We start from the raw sequence: 16,836 nt of genomic DNA on the forward strand, positions 1-16,836 counted from the left end.
TGTGCGCCGGGCGGGCCGGGTTGGGCTGAACGGGCGACAGTGATCCACGCACGTGTGGATCACGGTTTCACCATCTGGCGTTCCCGTGCGGCGGGCTGGTTGCGTGCATCGCGTCAGCCCAACGCGCGGAGGTCCAACGCACATGCAGCCGTTCCAGCTGCCGGAGTTCTACACGCCCCATCCGGCCAGGCTGAACCCGAACCTCGAACGCGCCCGCGTCCACACGCGCGCCTGGGCACGCGAGATGGACATGGTCGACGTGCCGCAGCACGGCACCGTCGTCTGGACCGAAGAGGACCTGGAGTCGCACGACTACGCGTTGCTCTGCGCGTACACCCACCCCGACTGCGACGGTGAGGCGCTCGACCTCATCACCGACTGGTACGTGTGGGTCTTCTACTTCGACGACCACTTCGTCGAGCTCTACAAGCGGAACCCGGACATCGGAGGCGCACAGGCCTACCTCGACCGGTTGCCGCTGTTCATGCCGGTCAGCGGTGCCATCACGGCCACGCCGGAGAACCCGGTGGAGAAGGGCCTCGCCGACCTCTGGCGCCGCACCGTGCCCACCCACTCGCTCGACTGGCGCGAACGGTTCGCCGCCAACACCCAGCACCTGCTCGACGAGTCGATGTGGGAGCTGCACAACATCAGCGCCCACAGGCTGTCCAACCCGATCGAGTACATCGAGATGCGCCGCAAGGTCGGTGGCGCGCCGTGGTCCGCGAACCTCGTCGAGCACGCCGTCGGCCTCGAGGTGCCCGCGCGCATCGCCCTCTCGCGGCCCATCGGGGTCCTCAGGGACACGTTCAGCGACGCCGTGCACCTGCGCAACGACCTGTTCTCCTACGAACGCGAGGTGCTCGACGAGGGCGAGCTCTCCAACGGCGTGCTGGTGTTCGAGAAGTTCCTCGACCTGCCCACGCAGCAGGCCGCCGAGGCCGTCAACGACCTGCTGACCTCGCGGCTGCACCAGTTCGAGCACACCGCGCTCACCGAGCTGCCGATCCTGCTCGACGAGCACGCCATCGACCCCATCGGGCGCGCGGCCGTCCTGGGCTACGTGAAGGGCCTGCAGGACTGGCAGGCGGGCGGCCACGAGTGGCACCTGCGGTCGTCGCGGTACATGAACAAGGCCCCGAAGCCCCAGCTGGGGATCCTCGGCTCGTACGCCAAGACCATGCCGCAGCGGCTCAGGCAGTTCTCCAGCACCCCGAAGGTCGTCGAGCCGTACACGCTGCCGTCCTTCGACGTCCCGTTCACGCTGACCCTGTCACCGCACCTGGACCAGGTGCGCGAGGAGATCGTCGTGTGGGGCCGGGAGATGGGCATCCACGGCGAGGGCATCTGGGACGAGGCCAAGCACCGCGGGTTCGACCTCGCGCTGTGCTCGTCCGGCCTGGACCCGGACGCGACGCCGGGCGAGCTGTTCCTCTCGGCGTGCTGGCTGACCTGGGGCACCTATGCCGACGACGTCTACCCGTGGGTCTTCGGGCGCCTGCGCGACCTGGCCGGCCTGAAGCTGCAGACCGCACGGCTCAAGCAGTGCATGCCGCTCGACATGGTGCCGACCCTGGTACCCGCCAACGCGATGGAACGCAGCCTCGCCGACCTGTGGCAGAAGACCGCCGGTCCGATGTCCGCCGAGTTCCGCGCGACGTTCCGGCAGACCGTGGACGACATGGTCGACGCGTGGGTGTGGGAGGTCGTGAACATCCAGCAGAACCGCATTCCCGACCCGATCGACTACCTGGAGATGCGGCGGTCGACGTTCGGTTCCGAGCTGACGACCTCGCTGTCGCGGTTCTCCCATTCGACGACGGTGCCGCCGGAGATCTGGGGGACCCGCGTCGTCCAGACCATGGAGCGGTCGGCCATGGACTACGCCTGCATGACCAACGACGTCTTCTCGTACCTGAAGGAGATCCAGTACGAGGGCGAAGTGCACAACATGGTGAGGGTGATCGAGAACTTCCTCGGAGTTTCGCAGTCCCGGGCGTTCGAAGTGACCTACGCGTTGATGGACGCCCGTCTCGGGCAGTTCATCTCCTCGGTCGAGACGCATCTGCCGCAGATGTTCGAGGACCTCTCCCTGGACTCGGCCACGCGGGCGTCGCTGACCCGCTACGCCGACGAGCTGAAGGACTGGATCGTCGCGATCGTCAACTGGCACGAGGAGACCAGTCGCTACGGCGAGGACGAGATCCGGACGCCGGTGAACGCGGGAGCGTTCAGCCAGGGCCCCTCGGGCATCGGCACGGCGGCCGCCCGGCTCACATCCCGAACTTCGAGCTGAGCCAGGCGCGGGTCGCGTCGCGGTAGTCCTCCGCGTTGCGGTGCAGTCCGAGCGAGTGACCCGCGCCCGGCAGCACGTAGGTCTGCAGCTGGGCCTCCGGGCGGTAGTACGGGGCTTCCTGGGCGCGCAGGTGCGTGGCGTCCGAGCAGTCGCGCAACGCGAGCAGGCCGCAGAACAGCACGTCCTCGCTGCCGACCGCCTGGAACACCGGCACGTCGATGCCCTGCGTCGTGGGCAGCACGATGCCGAACACGGCCACGGTTCCCATGCCCGGCACGGAAACCTGGTCCTTCGTCGCCTCGTCCGCGTCCACCACGGCCTGCTCGGCGTCGCCCATCGCGTAGAACAGCCCGGCCCGCGCGCCGGGCCGCGTCGTGAAGTACAACGGGTCGCTGCCGAGCTTCGCCAGCACGTCGTCGAGGAACACGGGCTGAAGTCCCAGCGCCGCACCGAGAGCCAGCACCGGGACGGCCGGCATGTGCGTCATGCCGGACAGCACCACGCCGTCGACGTCGTGGTAGGTCGCGGCCTCCAGCGCCACGATGCCCGACCCCACGGAGTGCCCGACGATGACGACCTTGCGGTAGGCGGTGCCCCCGACGCGTCCGGCGCGCAGGTGCTGCACCACCTCGTGCATCGTCCGCGCCTCGAGGGAGATCAGCAGCGGCAGGCTGGGCGGGTGCGTCGAGGCACCCGTGCCGAGCCGGTCGACGGCGAACGTCGCACGGCCTCGGCGGGCCATGTCGCGCTGGTACGAATAGGACTCCGGCACGCCCGGCAGGTCCCAGTACGCGCGGTTGTACGTGCCGCCGTGCACCAGCAGCTGGACGGAGTCCGGGTTCGCGCCGACCGGCTCGCAGAGCTGACCGGAGATCGTCGCGGTGCCGCTCGGACCTGACACCGGCAAGGTGGTGAGCCGGCAGTCGGCACCGGAGGCGTGCGCGGCGGGCGTCAGCGATGTCATCGCCAGCACAGCGGCCAGTACGGGCAGCAGTTTCACGCTGAAGGCTTTCTTCTCGTGGCCCGGCCCCGGCACCGACGTGCCGCGGCATCGCCATCACCCTTTCGTGCGACCCCGAACAACCTAGGGTCATCCGTCCAGTGGTGGCGAGCAGATGCACACGATCGGATGCTCATCCGTTCAGCCGGACCGGTGTGCACAAGTACGCTCGGCCGGTGAGCAGCGACCTCGGCTGGGTTCCACCAGGTGTGGACACGACGGTGCCGTCACCTGCCCGGGTGTACGACTACTGGCTCGGTGGTGGCCACAACTTCGCGCCGGACCGCGCGCTGGGGGAGAAGATCCTGCAGATCATGCCCGGCGTGCGTGACGCGGCACGGCTGAACAGGTCGTTCCTGCGCAGGGCCGCGGTGCACGTGGCGGAACGGGGCGTGCGGCAGTTCCTCGACATCGGCTCCGGCATCCCGACCGTCGGCAACCTGCACGAGATCGTGCGGGCGGAGGCGCCCGGCTGCAGGGTCGTCTACGTCGACAGGGACCCGGTCGCGGTCGCGCACAGCGAGCTGATCCTCGCGGGAGACCACGACACCGCCGTGGTGCAGGCCGACCTGCGCGACCTGGACCAGATCTTCGGCGCGGCCGGCCGGCTGATCGACTTCGACCGGCCCGTCGGCCTGTTCATGTTGCTGGTGCTGCACTTCGTCCCGGACGAGTGGGACCCGGCGGCGATCGTCGGGCAGTACCGGGACAGGCTCGCGCCCGGCAGCTTCCTCGCGTTGACGCACGCCTCCGCCGAGGCGAAGCCCTCCGGAATGGACGAGGCCGTGCGGACCTACAACGTCAGGAGCTCGGCGAACCAGGCGTTCCCGCGCACGCACGACGACGTGCTCGCGTTCTTCGACGGGTTCGACCTCCTCGAGCCGGGGCTCGTCGGCTGCCCGTCGTGGCGGCCCGAAGGCGAGGGCGACTTCGCGGCCAACCCGGCGATCAACGAGGTTCCGTTCGCCGGGGTCGCCGTCAAACCCTGACCGCGTTCGGTCAGCGAGTGGTCAGCGCCGGTCGGCACCTTGTGGGCAACACCGATCCACAGGGGGAACACCGTGCAGAACGTTCTGATCTCCGGCGCCAGCATCGCCGGGCCCGCGCTCGCGTACTGGTTGCGCCACCACGGTTTCAGCGTCACCGTCGTCGAACGGGCGCGCGGCCTGCGGCCCGGCGGCCAGGCCATCGACGTGCGCGGCCCGGCGCTCGAAGTCGTGGAGCGCATGGGTCTCGGCGAACGGCTGCGGTCGTCCAGCACCGGCATGCGCGGCATGACCATGGTCGACGCCGACGGCAACGAGCTGTTCCGCTCCACCACGCACAGCCTGAGCGGTGGCGACCTGTCGAGCCCCGACGTCGAACTGCTGCGCGACGACCTCGCCCACATGCTGTTCGACGCGGCGGAAGGCGTCGAGCACCTCTTCGACGACACCATCACCTCGATCGACGGCACCCGCGTCACGTTCGAGAAGGCCGCCCCGCGCGACTTCGACGTCGTCGTCGGCGCGGACGGCCTGCACTCCCACGTCCGCCGGCTCGTGTTCGGGCCCGAGTCGCGGTTCACCACCCACCTCGGCACGAACCTCGCCGTCTTCACCGCGCCGAACTTCCTCGGCCTCGACCACTGGCAGACGTTCCAGCAGGGCGGGACCGTCGGCGGTGGCATCATGAGCGCCTGCGCCAACGCGGAATGCCGCGTCTACATGGGTTTCTACGGCGAGGTGCCGTTCGACCACCGCGACGTCGACGCCCAGCGGCGGCTGGTCGCCGAGAAGTTCGACGGCGCGGGCTGGGTGTGGCCGACGGCGCTGAAGCACATGTGGGAGGCGCCCGACTTCCACTTCGACTCGATGAGCCAGGTCAGGATGGACTCGTGGTCGCGCGGCAACGTCGTGCTGCTCGGTGACGCCGGCTACTGCGGTTCGCCGATGTCCGGGCAGGGCACGAGCCTGGCACTGGTCGGCGCGTACGTGCTGGCCGGTGAGCTCGCGAAGGACCCGTCGGCCGCCTTCGGGCGCTACGAGGAGGTCCTGCGGCCGTACGTGACCGCCAACCAGGACATGGCGCTGCGGAACGTGGAGACGGGCGGGGCGCCCGGCGAGGACTTCGCCGAGATCGTGAACAGCCTCAGCCTGCCCCGGTACTGAGCCGGAAGGCCGCTTCCAGAAGGTCTCGAACAAAGAATTGGCTCAGACCATTGACGACAAAAGGGATGTTTGAGCACGCTGGAGCAGGGTCGCCGCCCCCGACTCGTGAGGAGGAGTCGTGAGAACTCGCGTTCTCGCCGCGGTCGTCGCTGTCACCGCAGCGCTGTCCGTGAGCGCGCAGTCGCAAGCCGCGGAACCACTGCAGAGCCTCGTGCCGGTCCCTGTCTCGGTGCAGGCCAGAAGCGGTGTCACGCACACGCTGACGGCAGCCACGAAGATCTACACCGCCCCTGCCGCGCGTGACGTCGGCGACTTCCTCGCCGGCGTCCTGCGGCCCTCGACCGGGTACGCGTTCCCGGTGTCCGACTCGACCGGGACCCCGTCCGACGGCATCTCGCTGCTGCTCACGGGCGCGCCGGGCACGGTCGGCCAGCAGGGCTACCAGCTCGACGTGGCGGCGAGCTCCATCGTTCTGCGCGCCGCCACCTCCGAAGGCCTGTTCGCCGGCGTGCAGACGCTGCGGCAGCTGTTGCCGGCCAAGGTCGAGAGCACGACCGCGCAGGCCGGTCCGTGGACCGTGCCGGGCGCGCTGATCGTCGACCACCCGCGGTTCTCCTACCGGGGCGCGATGCTCGACGTGGCCCGCCACTTCCACCCGGTGTCCACGGTCAAGCGCTACATCGACCAGCTCGCGCTCTACAAGATCAATTACTTCCACCTGCACCTGACCGACGACCAGGGCTGGCGGATCGTCATCGACAGCTGGCCGCGCCTCGCCACGTACGGCGGCAGCACGCAGGTCGGCGGCGGCCCCGGCGGGTACTACACCAAGGCGCAGTACAGCGAGATCGTGCAGTACGCGGCGTCGCGCAAGATCACGGTGATCCCCGAGATCGACATGCCGGGCCACACCAACGCAGCGCAGGCCTCGTACGCGGAGCTCAACTGCAACGGCCAGGCCCCGCCGCTGCGCACGGACATCGAGGTCGGCTACTCCTCGCTGTGCGTGAACAAGGACATCACCTACCAGTTCGTCGACGACGTGGTGCGCGAGATCGCGGCGCTCACGCCCGGCCCGTACTTCCACATCGGCGGTGACGAGGCGCACGCGACCTCCGACGCCGACTACCAGGCGTTCATGGACCGGGCCCTGCCGATCGTGAAGAAGTACGGCAAGACCGTGCTCGGCTGGCACGAGTTCGTGAAGACCACGACCGACACCACGGCCATGCCGCAGTACTGGGGCACCACGACGTCCAACGCCACGGTGCAGGCAGCGGCGGCACGCGGCCAGAAGGTCATCATGTCGCCCGCGAACAAGGCGTACCTGGACATGAAGTACAACTCCAGCACGCCTTTGGGCCTGTCGTGGGCCGGTCTGATCGAGGTCCAGACCGCCTACGAGTGGAATCCCGGCACGCACCTGAGCGGCGTCCCGGAGTCCGCGGTCCACGGCGTGGAGGCTCCACTGTGGAGCGAGACGCTGGTGACCGGCCGCGACATCGAGTTCATGGCGTTCCCCAGGCTCGCCGCGATCGCCGAGCTGGCGTGGTCGCCGTGGTCCACGCACAACTGGGACCAGTTCAAGGCGCGCCTGGGCAACCAGGGCCCGCGCTGGACGACCATGGGCATCAACTTCTACAAGTCGGCCCAGGTGCCGTGGGACACCGGTGGCCCCGGCCCCGGTCCGTGCACGCAGCCGGCGTGGGAGCGCGACAAGGTCTACAACGGCGGCAACGTGGTCTCGCACAACGGCCACAAGTGGACCGCGCAGTGGTGGACGCGAGGTGAGGAGCCCGGCACCACCGGTCAGTGGGGTGTCTGGCGCGACGGAGGCGTTTGCTGACTTCCAGTGGGTACTCGTCGGCCATGACGGATCCGGAAGTTGCCGAGGAGTTCGCCGAAGAGGCCGGCGTCGACCCGACACCGCAGGAGGTCGACCAGTACCGCGACATGACGCAGCCGGGTGAGTGGCGCGCCGACGACGAGATGGGAGCGGACGGCGCGCCCGCACCGCAGGACGGGGAGGACCCGACCGGCGGTTCCGGCGCGTGATGTCTGATTCATCCGGTGCGGGCGCTTATCGAGCGTCCGCACCGGGTAACAGAGCGTCGTGGATGCCCGAGTTGCCGTATTTGCCCCGTCCCCTCAACTGACCATCACCGTCGAGGACCTCGACGGTGAGCCGGACGTGCACCTGCACGCCGGCGGCCAGGGTTTCTGGCAGTCCAGGATGATCGCCGCTTTAGGCGTCGAAGCCGTCGTGTGCGCGACGTTCGGCGGTGAGACCGGTCGTGTGCTGCGCACTTTGCTCGAAGGCGAGCACGTCGACCTCAAGGCGCGCGACGTCGCCGCCCGCAACGGCGCCTACGTGCACGACCGCCGCGACGGCAGCCGGGACGAGATGGTCGAGATGCTCCCGGATGCGCTGTCCCGCCACGAGCTCGACGACGTCTACGAGTCGGCACTGGTGGAGGGCATCCGCGCGGGCACGGCCGTGCTGAGCGGGCCGTCCGACGACCGGGTGCTGCCCCACGACACGTACTTCCGCCTCACCTCGGACCTGACCGGCAACGGTTGCCGCGTGATCGTCGACCTGGCGGGCGACCGGCTCGCCGAAGCCGTGCGCGGCGGCCCGCACGTCGTCAAGGTGTCGCACGAGGAACTGGGCGAGGAAGACCTGCCCAAGCTCATCGAGAAGGCACGCGAGATCGCTGCCTCGTGCGTGCACGGAGTGGTGGTGTCGCGCGCCGACGAACCGGCGTTGGCCCTGCTGGAAGACCAGCTCTACCTCGTGCGGATGCCGCAGCTTCAGCCCGTCGACACGCGTGGCGCCGGCGACTCCATGACCGCGGGGATTTCGGCGGGCCTCGCGCTGGGTATGTCGTTGACGGACGCGGTGAAGCTCGGCGCGGCCGCGGGAGCGGTCAACGTGACGCGGCACGGCCTCGGCAGTGGCGGGGGAGAAGCCGTGCGCGAGCTGAGCAAACGCGTGGAACTGGAGCCGATCGAGGAATGAGCGGATGCGCGCGCTGATCACGAATGACGACGGAATCGACTCTCCCGGCCTGTGGACCCTGGCGTCCGCCGCTGCCGAGTGCGGCCTCGAAGTGGTGGTGGCGGCGCCGTCGGCCCAGGCCAGCGGCACCAGCGCCTCGGTCGCGGCGGTGGGAGGGAACGGCAGGGTGGCGAGCGAGCGCCGCACCCTGCCGGGACTCGACGTCGAGGCCTACGCCGTCGCGGCGCATCCGGGCCTGATCTCGCTGATCGCGTGCAGGGGCGGCTTCGGCGGCAAGCCCGACGTCGTGCTGTCCGGCGTGAACCTGGGCGCGAACGTGGGCCGCGCCATCCTGCACTCCGGCACCGTCGGCGCGGCGCTGACCGCGCACCTGAACGACGTCACGGCGATGGCGGTGTCGCTCGACGTGGGACTGGACGCGCCCGAACCGTTGTGGGACAAGGCGGGCGAGGTGGTGCGCGTCGTGCTGCCCGCGTTGCTGGAGATGCCCGCGGCCACGGTGCTGTCGGTGAACGTGCCGAACGTCGTCGACGTGCGGGGACTTCGCTGGGCGGAGCTGGCGCGGTTCGGCACCGTGCAGAGCCGGGTGGACGACGTGGGCGACAACGAGGTCGAGCTCGTGCACGTCTACAACGAGGAGTCGCTCGTGCCGGGTACGGACACGGCGTTGCTGGCGGACGGTTTCGCGACCGTGACGGCGCTGCGCTCGGTCGACCGCGACGTCAGCTCGGAGCCCGCTTTGCCGGCCTGGCCAGCGTGATCACGAGCCCGAGCAGCGCTGTCCGCACCCCGAGGAAGCCCTCGGTCGTGACGTCGTCGAGCGAGAACGCCAGCATCCCGAACCCCAGCAGCAGGAGGAGTCCGTACATCCGCGCGTGGCCGAGCCGCCACGCCATCAAGATGCCCATCACCCCGACGCCGAGCTGGACGACGCGGTAGTTCGGATCCAGGCCGAAGAGATCCAGCCATCCGAAGGCGAGCTGCACCACGCCCGCCGTGAGTGTGATCGCCTGCGGCCTCGTGAACTGGAACTGATCGGTCGACAAGGCCACAGGTCTTCACCCCTCGGATCGCCGCCAGACCGCGTCGTACTTCGCCTGTCGTTCGCGATCCTTCACAGCATTGCGTTCTCGGCGCCCCTGAGTCGCCGTCCCTCGTGGATACCCGTACTTCGTGAGGCGGTAATCCACACTTTCCGGTGCGTAGGAGAGCGCGAAGTACAGTCCTACAACGAATCCGAGCGCACCGCACGCGATCGCCAGCGGCCACGGCGAACCGAGTCCGAAGACGAGCGCGAGCGTGATGGCCGTCGTCAGCGGCGTGACCTGCACGAGGCTGCGCACCGTGAACCGCAGCAACCACTTTGGACCGGTCACGTCGTCGTAGACGAACTCCCGGTACTTCTGGGGCACCCGCCCGCCCGCGTAGTACCAGGCCTTCAGCGCGGGGTTCACCGGGTCGCCTTGGCGATCACCTTGTGCAGCACCTGGTTCAGCTGCGCGAGCTCTTCGAACGTCATGTCGAGCTGCTCCACGACCTTGAAGGGGATCTTGAGCGCTTCCTGGCGCAGCTCGGTGCCCTTCTCGGTGAGGGTCAGCGCGAGCGCGCGTTCGTCCGCTTTGTCCCGTTGCCGCTCGACGTACCCGATCGCCTCCAGCCGCTTGAGCAGCGGGCTGAGGGTGCCGGGGTCGAGCTGCAGGACGCTGCTCAGGTCCTTGACGGTGCGCGGTGACCGCTCCCAGAGCGCCAGCATCACCAGGTACTGGGGATGCGTGAGGTTCAGCGGCTCCAGGATCGGGCGGTAGACCGCGATCACCGTCCGGCTGGCCACGGCCAGCGCGAAGCAGACCTGCCGCTCCAGTTCGAGCGGGTTCTCCGGAACACTTGGTGTACTAATCATTGGTGTACACACTAACTGCCGGGAACGCTCGGATCCAAGAGGTGTGGCGCAGTGCTCAGCTCTTCAACGCCTCCGCGAGCACCTCGGCGGTGACGGCCGCGCCCGTCCGGGTCATCACGGTGCCGCCGTGGTCGACCTCGTTGATCAGCACGGGGTCGCGCAGGACGGGCAGTTCGGCGCGGAACGCCTGGGCCTGGTCGGCGGTGTAGGCCGGTGGGGAGTCCGGGCCGGTGCTCCACTCGGCGTGCACGAACCACGTCGGGACGGTCAGCTCCCGCCAGCGCGAGGTGCCGAAGACGACGTCGGTGGCGTCGGCGACCAGGGTGTCGGCCGGCAACCTCAGCTGGCCGTCCGGGGTCAGGTCGTGGGCGAAGTACTCGCGGATCAACGGGTCGGTGGCGTCGACCGTCGAGTTGACCGCCGCCTGGACGGCCACGTACTCGTCGACGGTCCAGGTGCGTTCACGGGCGGCCACCTGCGGGGCGAACGCCGCCGAGAGCATCTCCTCGGTCATGTGGGCGTGGGCGGGCATGGGGAAGCCGCCGTCCACGAGCACGAGCGCGCGCACTCGGTCCGGGTGGCGCACGGCCAGGTCGACGGCCACGTAGGCGCCCATGGACATGCCGCACACCGTCACGGTCTGGAGGTTCAAGGCGTCGAGCACGCGGACCATGTCGTCGGCGTGCTGCCCGATGGACGAGCCGGGCACCTCGCAGCTGTCGCCGCGGCCGCGCAGGTCCGGGGCGATGAGCGAGAAACCGTGCGCCGCCACCCAGTTCCACAGCCTGCGGCTGCCGCTGACGCCGTGGATCGCCAGCACGGGCGGGGTGTCGCCGTCGTGGATCTCGACGGCGAGATCGCCGCCGTCTACCGGAACGCGCATGCGGACTCCTCAGGCTTTGCCGGGGTTGAAGAGGTTCAGGGGGTCGAGCGCCTGTTTGACCGCCCGGTGGACCGACCACGCGTCCGGGCCCAGTTCGCGGATCATGCCGTCCCGCTTGAGCAGGCCCACGCCGTGCTCGCCGGTGACGGTGCCGCCCAGCCGCAACGCCTGGTCGATGATGTCCTCGAACGCCGCCTGCGCGGCGATCCTCGCGTTGTCGTCGCCGGGCGGGGTGATCAGCAACGGGTGCAGGTTGCCGTCGCCGGCGTGGGCGATGGTCGCGATCCGGACCTGGTGGCGCGCGCCGATCTCCTCGATGTGCGCGAGCAACGCGGGCACCGCCGACCTGGGCACGCACACGTCCTCGGTCAGCAGCGGGCCGAGGCGTTCCAGTGCCGGGTAGGTCAGGCGGCGGGCGGCGAAGAGCGCTTCGGCCTCGGTCGAGTCGGTGGAACGCTCCGTCCAGACGGCGCCCGCGTCGGTGAAGGCCGCGACCAGGCCGTCGGCGTCGTCCGGTGTCTCGGCGCGGGCCAGCAGCATGGCCTCGGTGTCCGGCTCGATGCCCAGGTGCTTCCAGTCCTCCACGGCCTGCAGGCAGGCGCGGTCGACCAGTTCCAGCGCGGCGGGCTGCAGGCCCCGGCTGGTGCTCAGCGCGACGGCCTGACCTGCGGCGACGAGGCTGGAGAACGCGCCGACGACGGTGGCGGACGGACGCGGGGCCGGGCGCAGGCGGACGGTGACCTCGGTGACGACGCCGAGCGTGCCCTCGGAGCCGACCAGCAGGCTGGTCAGGTCGTAGCCGGCGACGCCCTTGGTGGTGCGCCTGCCGAGCCGCACCGCCGTCCCGTACGCGACGGGGCCGCCCATCACGGCCTCCAGGCCGAGCACGTAGTCCCGCGTCACGCCGTACTTGAGGCAGCACAGGCCGCCCGCGTTCGTGGCGACGTTGCCGCCGATCGTCGACCACGGCGAACTGGCCGGGTCCGGCGGGTACCAGAGCCCTTGCGCGGCAACGGCTTTCTTCAGGTCGTCGTTCACGACACCCGGCTGCACGACGGCGAGCAGGTTGTCCCGGTCGATCTCCAGGATCTCGTCCATGCGGCTGAGGTCGAGGACCAGGCAGCCGTCGACCGCGTTGGCGCCGCCGGACAGACCCGTGCCCGCGCCTCGCGGCACGATCGGGATGTTGTGCGCCGCGCAGTGCCGCACGGCTTCTTGAACGTCCTCTGTGGACTGAGGTCGCAGTGCGGCGTACGGCGTTCCCGCCGGGGCCCACTCTGCCTCGTCGTGGCTGAGGCCGGCCAGCGTGTTCGGGTCCGTGATGAGGTTCATGACCGCTCCAACGCGCCGTGGGCCGCCTTGTGCACAACTCGTTCCAGTTCCGCGCCCCACGCCGCCGGTGTGGTGTCCGTGTGGATCGGCACCGCGCCCATGCCCGCCACCGCGAACCGCGCGAAGAGCACCAGGTCGAAGGCCTGGGCGGGGGAGGCGAGCGGCGGGGTCAGGACCGCGGCGATCTTCGCGGCACCCGTGTTGAGCTCCTGGGTGCCGGTCGCGATCAGGTCGGGCTCCGTGACGATCACGGCGCGGCGGCCGAGCTCCAGCGCCCACTGCTCGGGTGTGATCGTGTCGATGGCCGTGCGCACTGCTTTCGTCAGCGCCGCAACGGGATCGGGGTCCGCGACGAGCGCGCGGACGACGCGGCTGAGGAACGCGTCGTACCAGAAGATCGCGGCCTTGGTGCCGAACGTGCGGAACAGCGTGCGTTCGGAGACGCCCGCGCGGTCGGCGATGGCCTTGGTCGACGTGGCGGCGAAGCCCTGGTCGAGACACAGCGCGATGGCCGCCTCCTGGATCGCGAGGCGGGTGCGCAGGTCCTTCGCGGCACGGGCGGTGAGCGTCTCCACGCCGTCAACCTAGCCCAGAATGTCAGCAACTGCCAGATTTCGCGTCAGCTGGTGTCAAAGTGTCGATGCCGGACGACGGGGTAGACGACTGGCATGGCCAGAACCACCGTCGTCATCGCCTCGCGGAACCGCGCCGACAGCCTGCTGCGCACGCTGTCACGCCTCAGCGAGCTCGCGGTGCCGGTGATCCTGGTCGACAACGCCTCCGCGGACGACACGGTGTCCCGCGTGCGCGACGAGTTCCCGAGCGTCCTGCTGCTCGAGTCGGCGGTGAACCGCGGCGCGGTGGCCCGCAACCTCGGCGTGCAGGCGGCGCGGACACCGTTCGTCGCCTTCGCCGACGACGACTCGTGGTGGGCGCCCGACGCGCTCGAACGAGCCGAGCTGATCTTCGACGAGCACCCGGACCTGGCGGTGATCGCCGCGCGCACGCTGGTGGGGCCGGAGGAAAGACCCGACCCGATCACGCCGCTGCTGCGCGACAGCCCGCTGGGCGAGGGGGTCGCGGGGCCCGCGGTGCTCGGGTTCCTGGCCTGCTCGGCCATCGTGCGGCGGCAGGCGTTCCTGGACGTGGGCGGCTTCAGCCCGGTGCTGTTCTTCCGCGGCGAGGAGACGTTGCTGTCGTGGGACCTCGCGGCGGCGGGGTGGGCGCTCTGCTACGTCGACGACGTGGTGGCGCACCACCACCCCGCGGCAGGCCGGGCGCCGGGCGAGGACGTCGTCGAGCGGCGCAACGCACTGCTGGCCGCGTGGATGCGACGGCCGCTGGCCAGCGCCCTGGCGGCGTCGCTGAAGGACCCGAAGGCGTTCCGGGCGGCCTTGCCCCGGCTGCGTCAGGCGCTCCGGCAGCGGCGTGCGCTGCCGGACCACCTGGAGGCGCAGATCAGAGCGATCGCACGGCAGCCGCGAGGCGCGTGATGCCCTCGTCGATCTGCTCCGGCGTGACGCCCGAGAACGCGAGGCGGATGGCGTTGTCGCCGCCCTCCAGCAGGAAGTCGGAGCCCTTCACGAACTCGACGCCGTGCTCCTTCGCGACCGGCACGAGCTTGTCGATCGAGACGCCCGGCAGCTCGACCCACATGAAGTAGCCGCCCTGCGGCGCGGTGAAGACCGCCTCCGGCAGCTCGCGCTGGAGCGCGGCGACCAGGGCGTCCTTGCGGGCGCGCAGCGCGGTGCGGACGTTCGCGACCGACTCCTCGAGACGGCCGGAGCGGCAGTACGAGTTCACGATCGACTGCGCCACCATGTTCGGCGAGATGTACGTGGTGGTGGCGATGTCCTGGATGGACTTGATGACGGCCTTCGGGCCCACCAGGTAACCGCAGCGGATGCCGGGCGCCATGGTCTTCGAGAACGACGACGCGTAGACGACCTTCTCGTTCTTGTCCTGCGACAGCATCGTCGGCAGCGTCTCGCCCTCGAACCGCACCTTGACGTACGGGTCGTCCTCGAACAGCACGAAGTCGTACTTCGCCGCGAGGTCGAGCAGACGCGCGCGCTTCGCCTCGGACAGCGTGTAGCCGGCCGGGTTGTGGAAGTTCGGGATGATGTGCGCGAGCTTCGGGCGCACCCCGCTCTCCAGCAGCTCCTCGAGCGCGTCGACGTTGATGCCGTCGGTCTCCAGCTCGATCGCGTGGATCTTGGCGCCGCGCTGGCGCAGGTTCAGCAGCGTGCGGTCGTAGGTCGGCGCCTCGACCACCACGTCGTCGCCCTGCCCGACGAGCAGCTCGAACAGGAACGCGTCGGCCTGCATCGAGCCGTTGGTGACGAGCACCTGCTCCGGCGCGACGCCGTGCTGCTCCGCGAGCCAGGTGCGCAGCGGGACGTAGCCGACGCTCGTGCCGTACGCGAAGGTGCCGCCGGGGTCGTCCGTGAAGGCTTTCTGCGCCGCTTCGCGCAGGCCTTCCTGGTCGATGATGTCGAGAGAGGGCGCTCCGCGCGTGAACAGGATCGAGGCCATGCGCGGAGCGTACAACTCCCACGATTTGGGCTACGGCCCATATGCGTATGAGTTCAGCAGGCTGACCGCGGCCTGCGCGTTTCCGAGGTGGTAGAGGTCGACCGCGAGGAAGTTGGGCTTCTTCCTGGCGGCGGGCTGGCAGAAGTGCTGCGCCCGGTTCGCGAGCTTGCCGTTGTCCGTCGTCGCGGTGCTCGTGAACGGAACGTCGCGGAAGTGGTTCATGACGAACAAGGGCTGGAAGGTGCCCGTCGCGGTGAGCGGTTTTTCATCCCATCGGCTGTAACAGGACCAGTCGGAACCGCCGAGCCCCGAGCCCATCGACCAGTAGTTCTCGACGGTCCAGTCCTTCTGGTACAGCACGCCCGAGTCCTCGCGCCCGTCCTTGCCGTGATCGGTGAAGATGAGCAGCCGCTTGTTGCTGCTCAGCATCTGGCTGCGCGTGGGCCAGCCGTTCTGCTGCACGCCTTCGGCCCGGTACAGGACGTCGTTCAGCCCCTGCACCTTGCGGAGCTCGGCGCGCAGCGTGTTCGCGTCGACGTAGTCCTCCAGGAAGACCGTGACGATCTCGCTGCGGTTGGCGCGCAGGAAGTCCACGATCCGCTGGACGTCGACGTTGAGCGCCACCGGCTTGCTGACGAGGGTGCAGCTGTTGTGGCACAGGATCGCGCCGTCCGGGGTCTGGTGGATGTCCAGCATGAACCCGCGAACGCCGTCGCTGAGCTGCTGCACGATCCCGCGCGTCTGGTTCTTCGCGAGATTGACGAACGGCGGCGCGAACCCGCCGTCCACCCCGTTGGCATAGGCGTTGTGGGCGGTCAGGAACGTCATCTGGTCGAGCCGCGGATCCGCCGGCATCGGGCTGGTCTGGGCGACGACCGGGGTCAGGTACCAGCGCGACTCACCGCCGAGGACGAAGAACTCCCACTGATCACCGAACTGACGCAGCTCGTGAGCCGTATCCCCTTGTGAGCACGAACCCATGGTGAGCTGGCGGGTGATGCACTGGCCCGGCGAGTCGGTGTTCTCGAACCTCCCGTCGCTCAGCCGCCACTGCTGGTGGTCCTCGTTTCCCTTCGGACGGTGCAGTGCCAGTCCACCGCCGCTCTGGGCGACGTTGAGGCCGGTCCGGACACTGGTGACGTAGAACGTGCCCGCGGGAGCCGCTTCAGCGGTGGCGGGTACCAGAGGCAGCAGGAGCAGGGCCGCGATGGCAGGGAGGAGTCGCACGGTGACCAGGGTCACCTACCGGAGTGAAACATGAAAAGCCTTCAAGCGTTTGGACGTTTAACACTGTGGGTATCCCACGTGTCGTAGAGCCCTCTTAGAGGTCAGCACAACTCCAAGGCAGCCGTCGCCCAACCGAAGGGTTAGGGCCGGTACTCGGGCGCCGCCTTCACAAGCCGCGCAGGGTTCGACTCCCTCGGTTGCCACAAATCCGTCCCCGTGCAGCAGAAAGCCCGCCCGGCACGCGGCTGGGCGGGCTCTCGAAGAGCTCAATCAGATGGCGCGGACGTCCTGCGCCTGCGGGCCCTTCTGACCCTGACCGATCTCGAACTCCACGCGCTGCTGCTCTTCCAGCGACTTGAAGCCCGAGCCGGAGATCTGCGAGTAGTGCACGAACACGTCCGGACCGCCGCCGTCCTGCGCGATGAATCCGAAGCCCTTCTCGCCGTTGAACCACTTCACGGTGCCCTGCGCCATACCGATTGCTCCCTAGATGT

General features: G+C 69.3%; 18 protein-coding genes. 8 read left to right on the plus strand and 10 right to left on the minus strand.

The annotated features are described in order from the left end of the window. Nucleotides 1–142 precede the first annotated feature (142 nt). A complete protein-coding gene (locus ORI60_RS21770) occupies nt 143–2,296 on the plus strand; it encodes a terpene synthase family protein (RefSeq protein ID WP_266039623.1) in 2,154 nt (717 codons plus the stop codon). Here the strand turns inward: ORI60_RS21770 and ORI60_RS21775 are convergent. Continuing rightward, nucleotides 2,274–3,260: an alpha/beta hydrolase gene (locus ORI60_RS21775; RefSeq protein ID WP_266039791.1), complete on the minus strand. Its 987-nt coding sequence runs from the start codon at nt 3,258–3,260 to the stop codon at nt 2,274–2,276. The two genes, ORI60_RS21770 and ORI60_RS21775, sit on opposite strands and share 23 nt — an antisense overlap. Before the next feature lie 212 nt (nt 3,261–3,472). Between ORI60_RS21775 and ORI60_RS21780 the strand changes: the two genes are divergently transcribed. The 6 genes from ORI60_RS21780 to surE all read left to right on the plus strand — a co-directional run bounded on the left by ORI60_RS21780 (nt 3,473) and on the right by surE (nt 9,225). Continuing rightward, a complete protein-coding gene (locus ORI60_RS21780; RefSeq protein ID WP_266039624.1) occupies nt 3,473–4,285 on the plus strand; it encodes an SAM-dependent methyltransferase in 813 nt (270 codons plus the stop codon). Between the two features lie 72 nt (nt 4,286–4,357). Then, on the plus strand, nt 4,358–5,446 hold the full coding sequence (locus ORI60_RS21785) for an FAD-dependent monooxygenase (protein WP_266039625.1): 1,089 nt from the start codon (nt 4,358–4,360) through the stop codon (nt 5,444–5,446). A 118-nt stretch (nt 5,447–5,564) separates the two neighbouring features. Next, the gene (locus tag ORI60_RS21790; RefSeq protein WP_266039626.1) at nt 5,565–7,292 is read left to right on the plus strand and encodes a family 20 glycosylhydrolase; all 1,728 of its coding nucleotides are present in this window, start codon (nt 5,565–5,567) and stop codon (nt 7,290–7,292) included. 23 nt (nt 7,293–7,315) lie between these two features. Beyond that, nucleotides 7,316–7,501 carry a hypothetical protein gene (locus ORI60_RS21795; protein ID WP_266039627.1) on the plus strand — a complete coding sequence of 62 codons (186 nt, stop codon included), beginning with the start codon at nt 7,316–7,318 and terminating at the stop codon, nt 7,499–7,501. Nucleotides 7,502–7,559: 58 nt separating this feature from the next. Beyond that, complete coding sequence (locus tag ORI60_RS21800; protein WP_266039628.1) at nt 7,560–8,465, plus strand: 1-phosphofructokinase family hexose kinase; 906 nt, start codon at nt 7,560–7,562, stop codon at nt 8,463–8,465. A 4-nt stretch (nt 8,466–8,469) separates the two neighbouring features. After that, on the plus strand, nt 8,470–9,225 hold the full coding sequence (gene surE, locus ORI60_RS21805; RefSeq protein ID WP_266039629.1) for a 5'/3'-nucleotidase SurE: 756 nt from the start codon (nt 8,470–8,472) through the stop codon (nt 9,223–9,225). On the opposite strand, the gene ORI60_RS21810 is transcribed toward surE, so the two are convergent. The 6 genes from ORI60_RS21810 to ORI60_RS21835 are packed head-to-tail and all read right to left on the minus strand — an operon-like array spanning nt 9,188 to nt 13,155. Further along, nucleotides 9,188–9,517 (minus strand): hypothetical protein, encoded by a 330-nt coding sequence (locus tag ORI60_RS21810; protein WP_266039630.1) that lies wholly within the window; start codon nt 9,515–9,517, stop codon nt 9,188–9,190. The two genes, surE and ORI60_RS21810, sit on opposite strands and share 38 nt — an antisense overlap. 6 nt (nt 9,518–9,523) lie before the next feature. Continuing rightward, on the minus strand, nt 9,524–9,919 hold the full coding sequence (locus ORI60_RS21815; RefSeq protein WP_266039631.1) for a DUF5313 family protein: 396 nt from the start codon (nt 9,917–9,919) through the stop codon (nt 9,524–9,526). After that, nucleotides 9,916–10,365 carry a MarR family winged helix-turn-helix transcriptional regulator gene (locus tag ORI60_RS21820; protein WP_266039633.1) on the minus strand — a complete coding sequence of 150 codons (450 nt, stop codon included), beginning with the start codon at nt 10,363–10,365 and terminating at the stop codon, nt 9,916–9,918. The genes ORI60_RS21815 and ORI60_RS21820 overlap by 4 nt, the downstream gene beginning before the upstream one ends. A gap of 55 nt (nt 10,366–10,420) precedes the next feature. Continuing rightward, entirely contained in the window at nt 10,421–11,248 is an 828-nt protein-coding gene (locus ORI60_RS21825; RefSeq protein ID WP_266039634.1) for an alpha/beta fold hydrolase, read from the minus strand. A 9-nt stretch (nt 11,249–11,257) separates the two neighbouring features. After that, nucleotides 11,258–12,580, minus strand: coding sequence for an FAD-binding oxidoreductase (locus ORI60_RS21830; RefSeq protein WP_266039635.1), 1,323 nt, complete (start codon nt 12,578–12,580; stop codon nt 11,258–11,260). After that, the gene (locus tag ORI60_RS21835; protein ID WP_266039636.1) at nt 12,577–13,155 is read right to left on the minus strand and encodes a TetR/AcrR family transcriptional regulator; all 579 of its coding nucleotides are present in this window, start codon (nt 13,153–13,155) and stop codon (nt 12,577–12,579) included. The genes ORI60_RS21830 and ORI60_RS21835 overlap by 4 nt, the downstream gene beginning before the upstream one ends. Before the next feature lie 93 nt (nt 13,156–13,248). Here ORI60_RS21835 and ORI60_RS21840 point away from each other — a divergent pair, with 93 nt between their 5' ends. After that, a complete protein-coding gene (locus ORI60_RS21840) occupies nt 13,249–14,073 on the plus strand; it encodes a glycosyltransferase family 2 protein (protein WP_266039637.1) in 825 nt (274 codons plus the stop codon). Here the strand turns inward: ORI60_RS21840 and ORI60_RS21845 are convergent. The 3 genes from ORI60_RS21845 to ORI60_RS21855 all read right to left on the minus strand — a co-directional run bounded on the left by ORI60_RS21845 (nt 14,039) and on the right by ORI60_RS21855 (nt 16,816). Next, nucleotides 14,039–15,115 (minus strand): PLP-dependent aminotransferase family protein, encoded by a 1,077-nt coding sequence (locus ORI60_RS21845; protein ID WP_266039638.1) that lies wholly within the window; start codon nt 15,113–15,115, stop codon nt 14,039–14,041. The two genes, ORI60_RS21840 and ORI60_RS21845, sit on opposite strands and share 35 nt — an antisense overlap. Nucleotides 15,116–15,145: 30 nt before the next feature. Beyond that, on the minus strand, nt 15,146–16,342 hold the full coding sequence (locus tag ORI60_RS21850; protein ID WP_266039639.1) for a PI-PLC domain-containing protein: 1,197 nt from the start codon (nt 16,340–16,342) through the stop codon (nt 15,146–15,148). A gap of 270 nt (nt 16,343–16,612) precedes the next feature. After that, nucleotides 16,613–16,816, minus strand: a complete 204-nt coding sequence (locus ORI60_RS21855; RefSeq protein WP_030479286.1) for a cold-shock protein — start codon at nt 16,814–16,816, stop codon at nt 16,613–16,615. Between the last annotated feature and the right edge of the window lie 20 nt (nt 16,817–16,836).

This window comes from Lentzea sp. NEAU-D7, assembly GCF_026242055.1.
GTDB lineage: Bacteria > Actinomycetota > Actinomycetes > Mycobacteriales > Pseudonocardiaceae > Lentzea.

Coding starts and splice junctions, on each gene's coding strand:
- ORI60_RS21770 (WP_266039623.1), top strand. CDS start 143: ATGCAGCCGTTCCAGCTGCCGGAGTTCTACACGCCCCATCCGGCCAGG.
- ORI60_RS21775 (WP_266039791.1), bottom strand. CDS start 3,260: ATGACATCGCTGACGCCCGCCGCGCACGCCTCCGGTGCCGACTGCCGG.
- ORI60_RS21795 (WP_266039627.1), top strand. CDS start 7,316: ATGACGGATCCGGAAGTTGCCGAGGAGTTCGCCGAAGAGGCCGGCGTC.
- surE (WP_266039629.1), top strand. CDS start 8,470: ATGCGCGCGCTGATCACGAATGACGACGGAATCGACTCTCCCGGCCTG.
- ORI60_RS21820 (WP_266039633.1), bottom strand. CDS start 10,365: ATGATTAGTACACCAAGTGTTCCGGAGAACCCGCTCGAACTGGAGCGG.
- ORI60_RS21825 (WP_266039634.1), bottom strand. CDS start 11,248: ATGCGCGTTCCGGTAGACGGCGGCGATCTCGCCGTCGAGATCCACGAC.
- ORI60_RS21830 (WP_266039635.1), bottom strand. CDS start 12,580: ATGAACCTCATCACGGACCCGAACACGCTGGCCGGCCTCAGCCACGAC.
- ORI60_RS21840 (WP_266039637.1), top strand. CDS start 13,249: ATGGCCAGAACCACCGTCGTCATCGCCTCGCGGAACCGCGCCGACAGC.
- ORI60_RS21845 (WP_266039638.1), bottom strand. CDS start 15,115: ATGGCCTCGATCCTGTTCACGCGCGGAGCGCCCTCTCTCGACATCATC.
- ORI60_RS21855 (WP_030479286.1), bottom strand. CDS start 16,816: ATGGCGCAGGGCACCGTGAAGTGGTTCAACGGCGAGAAGGGCTTCGGA.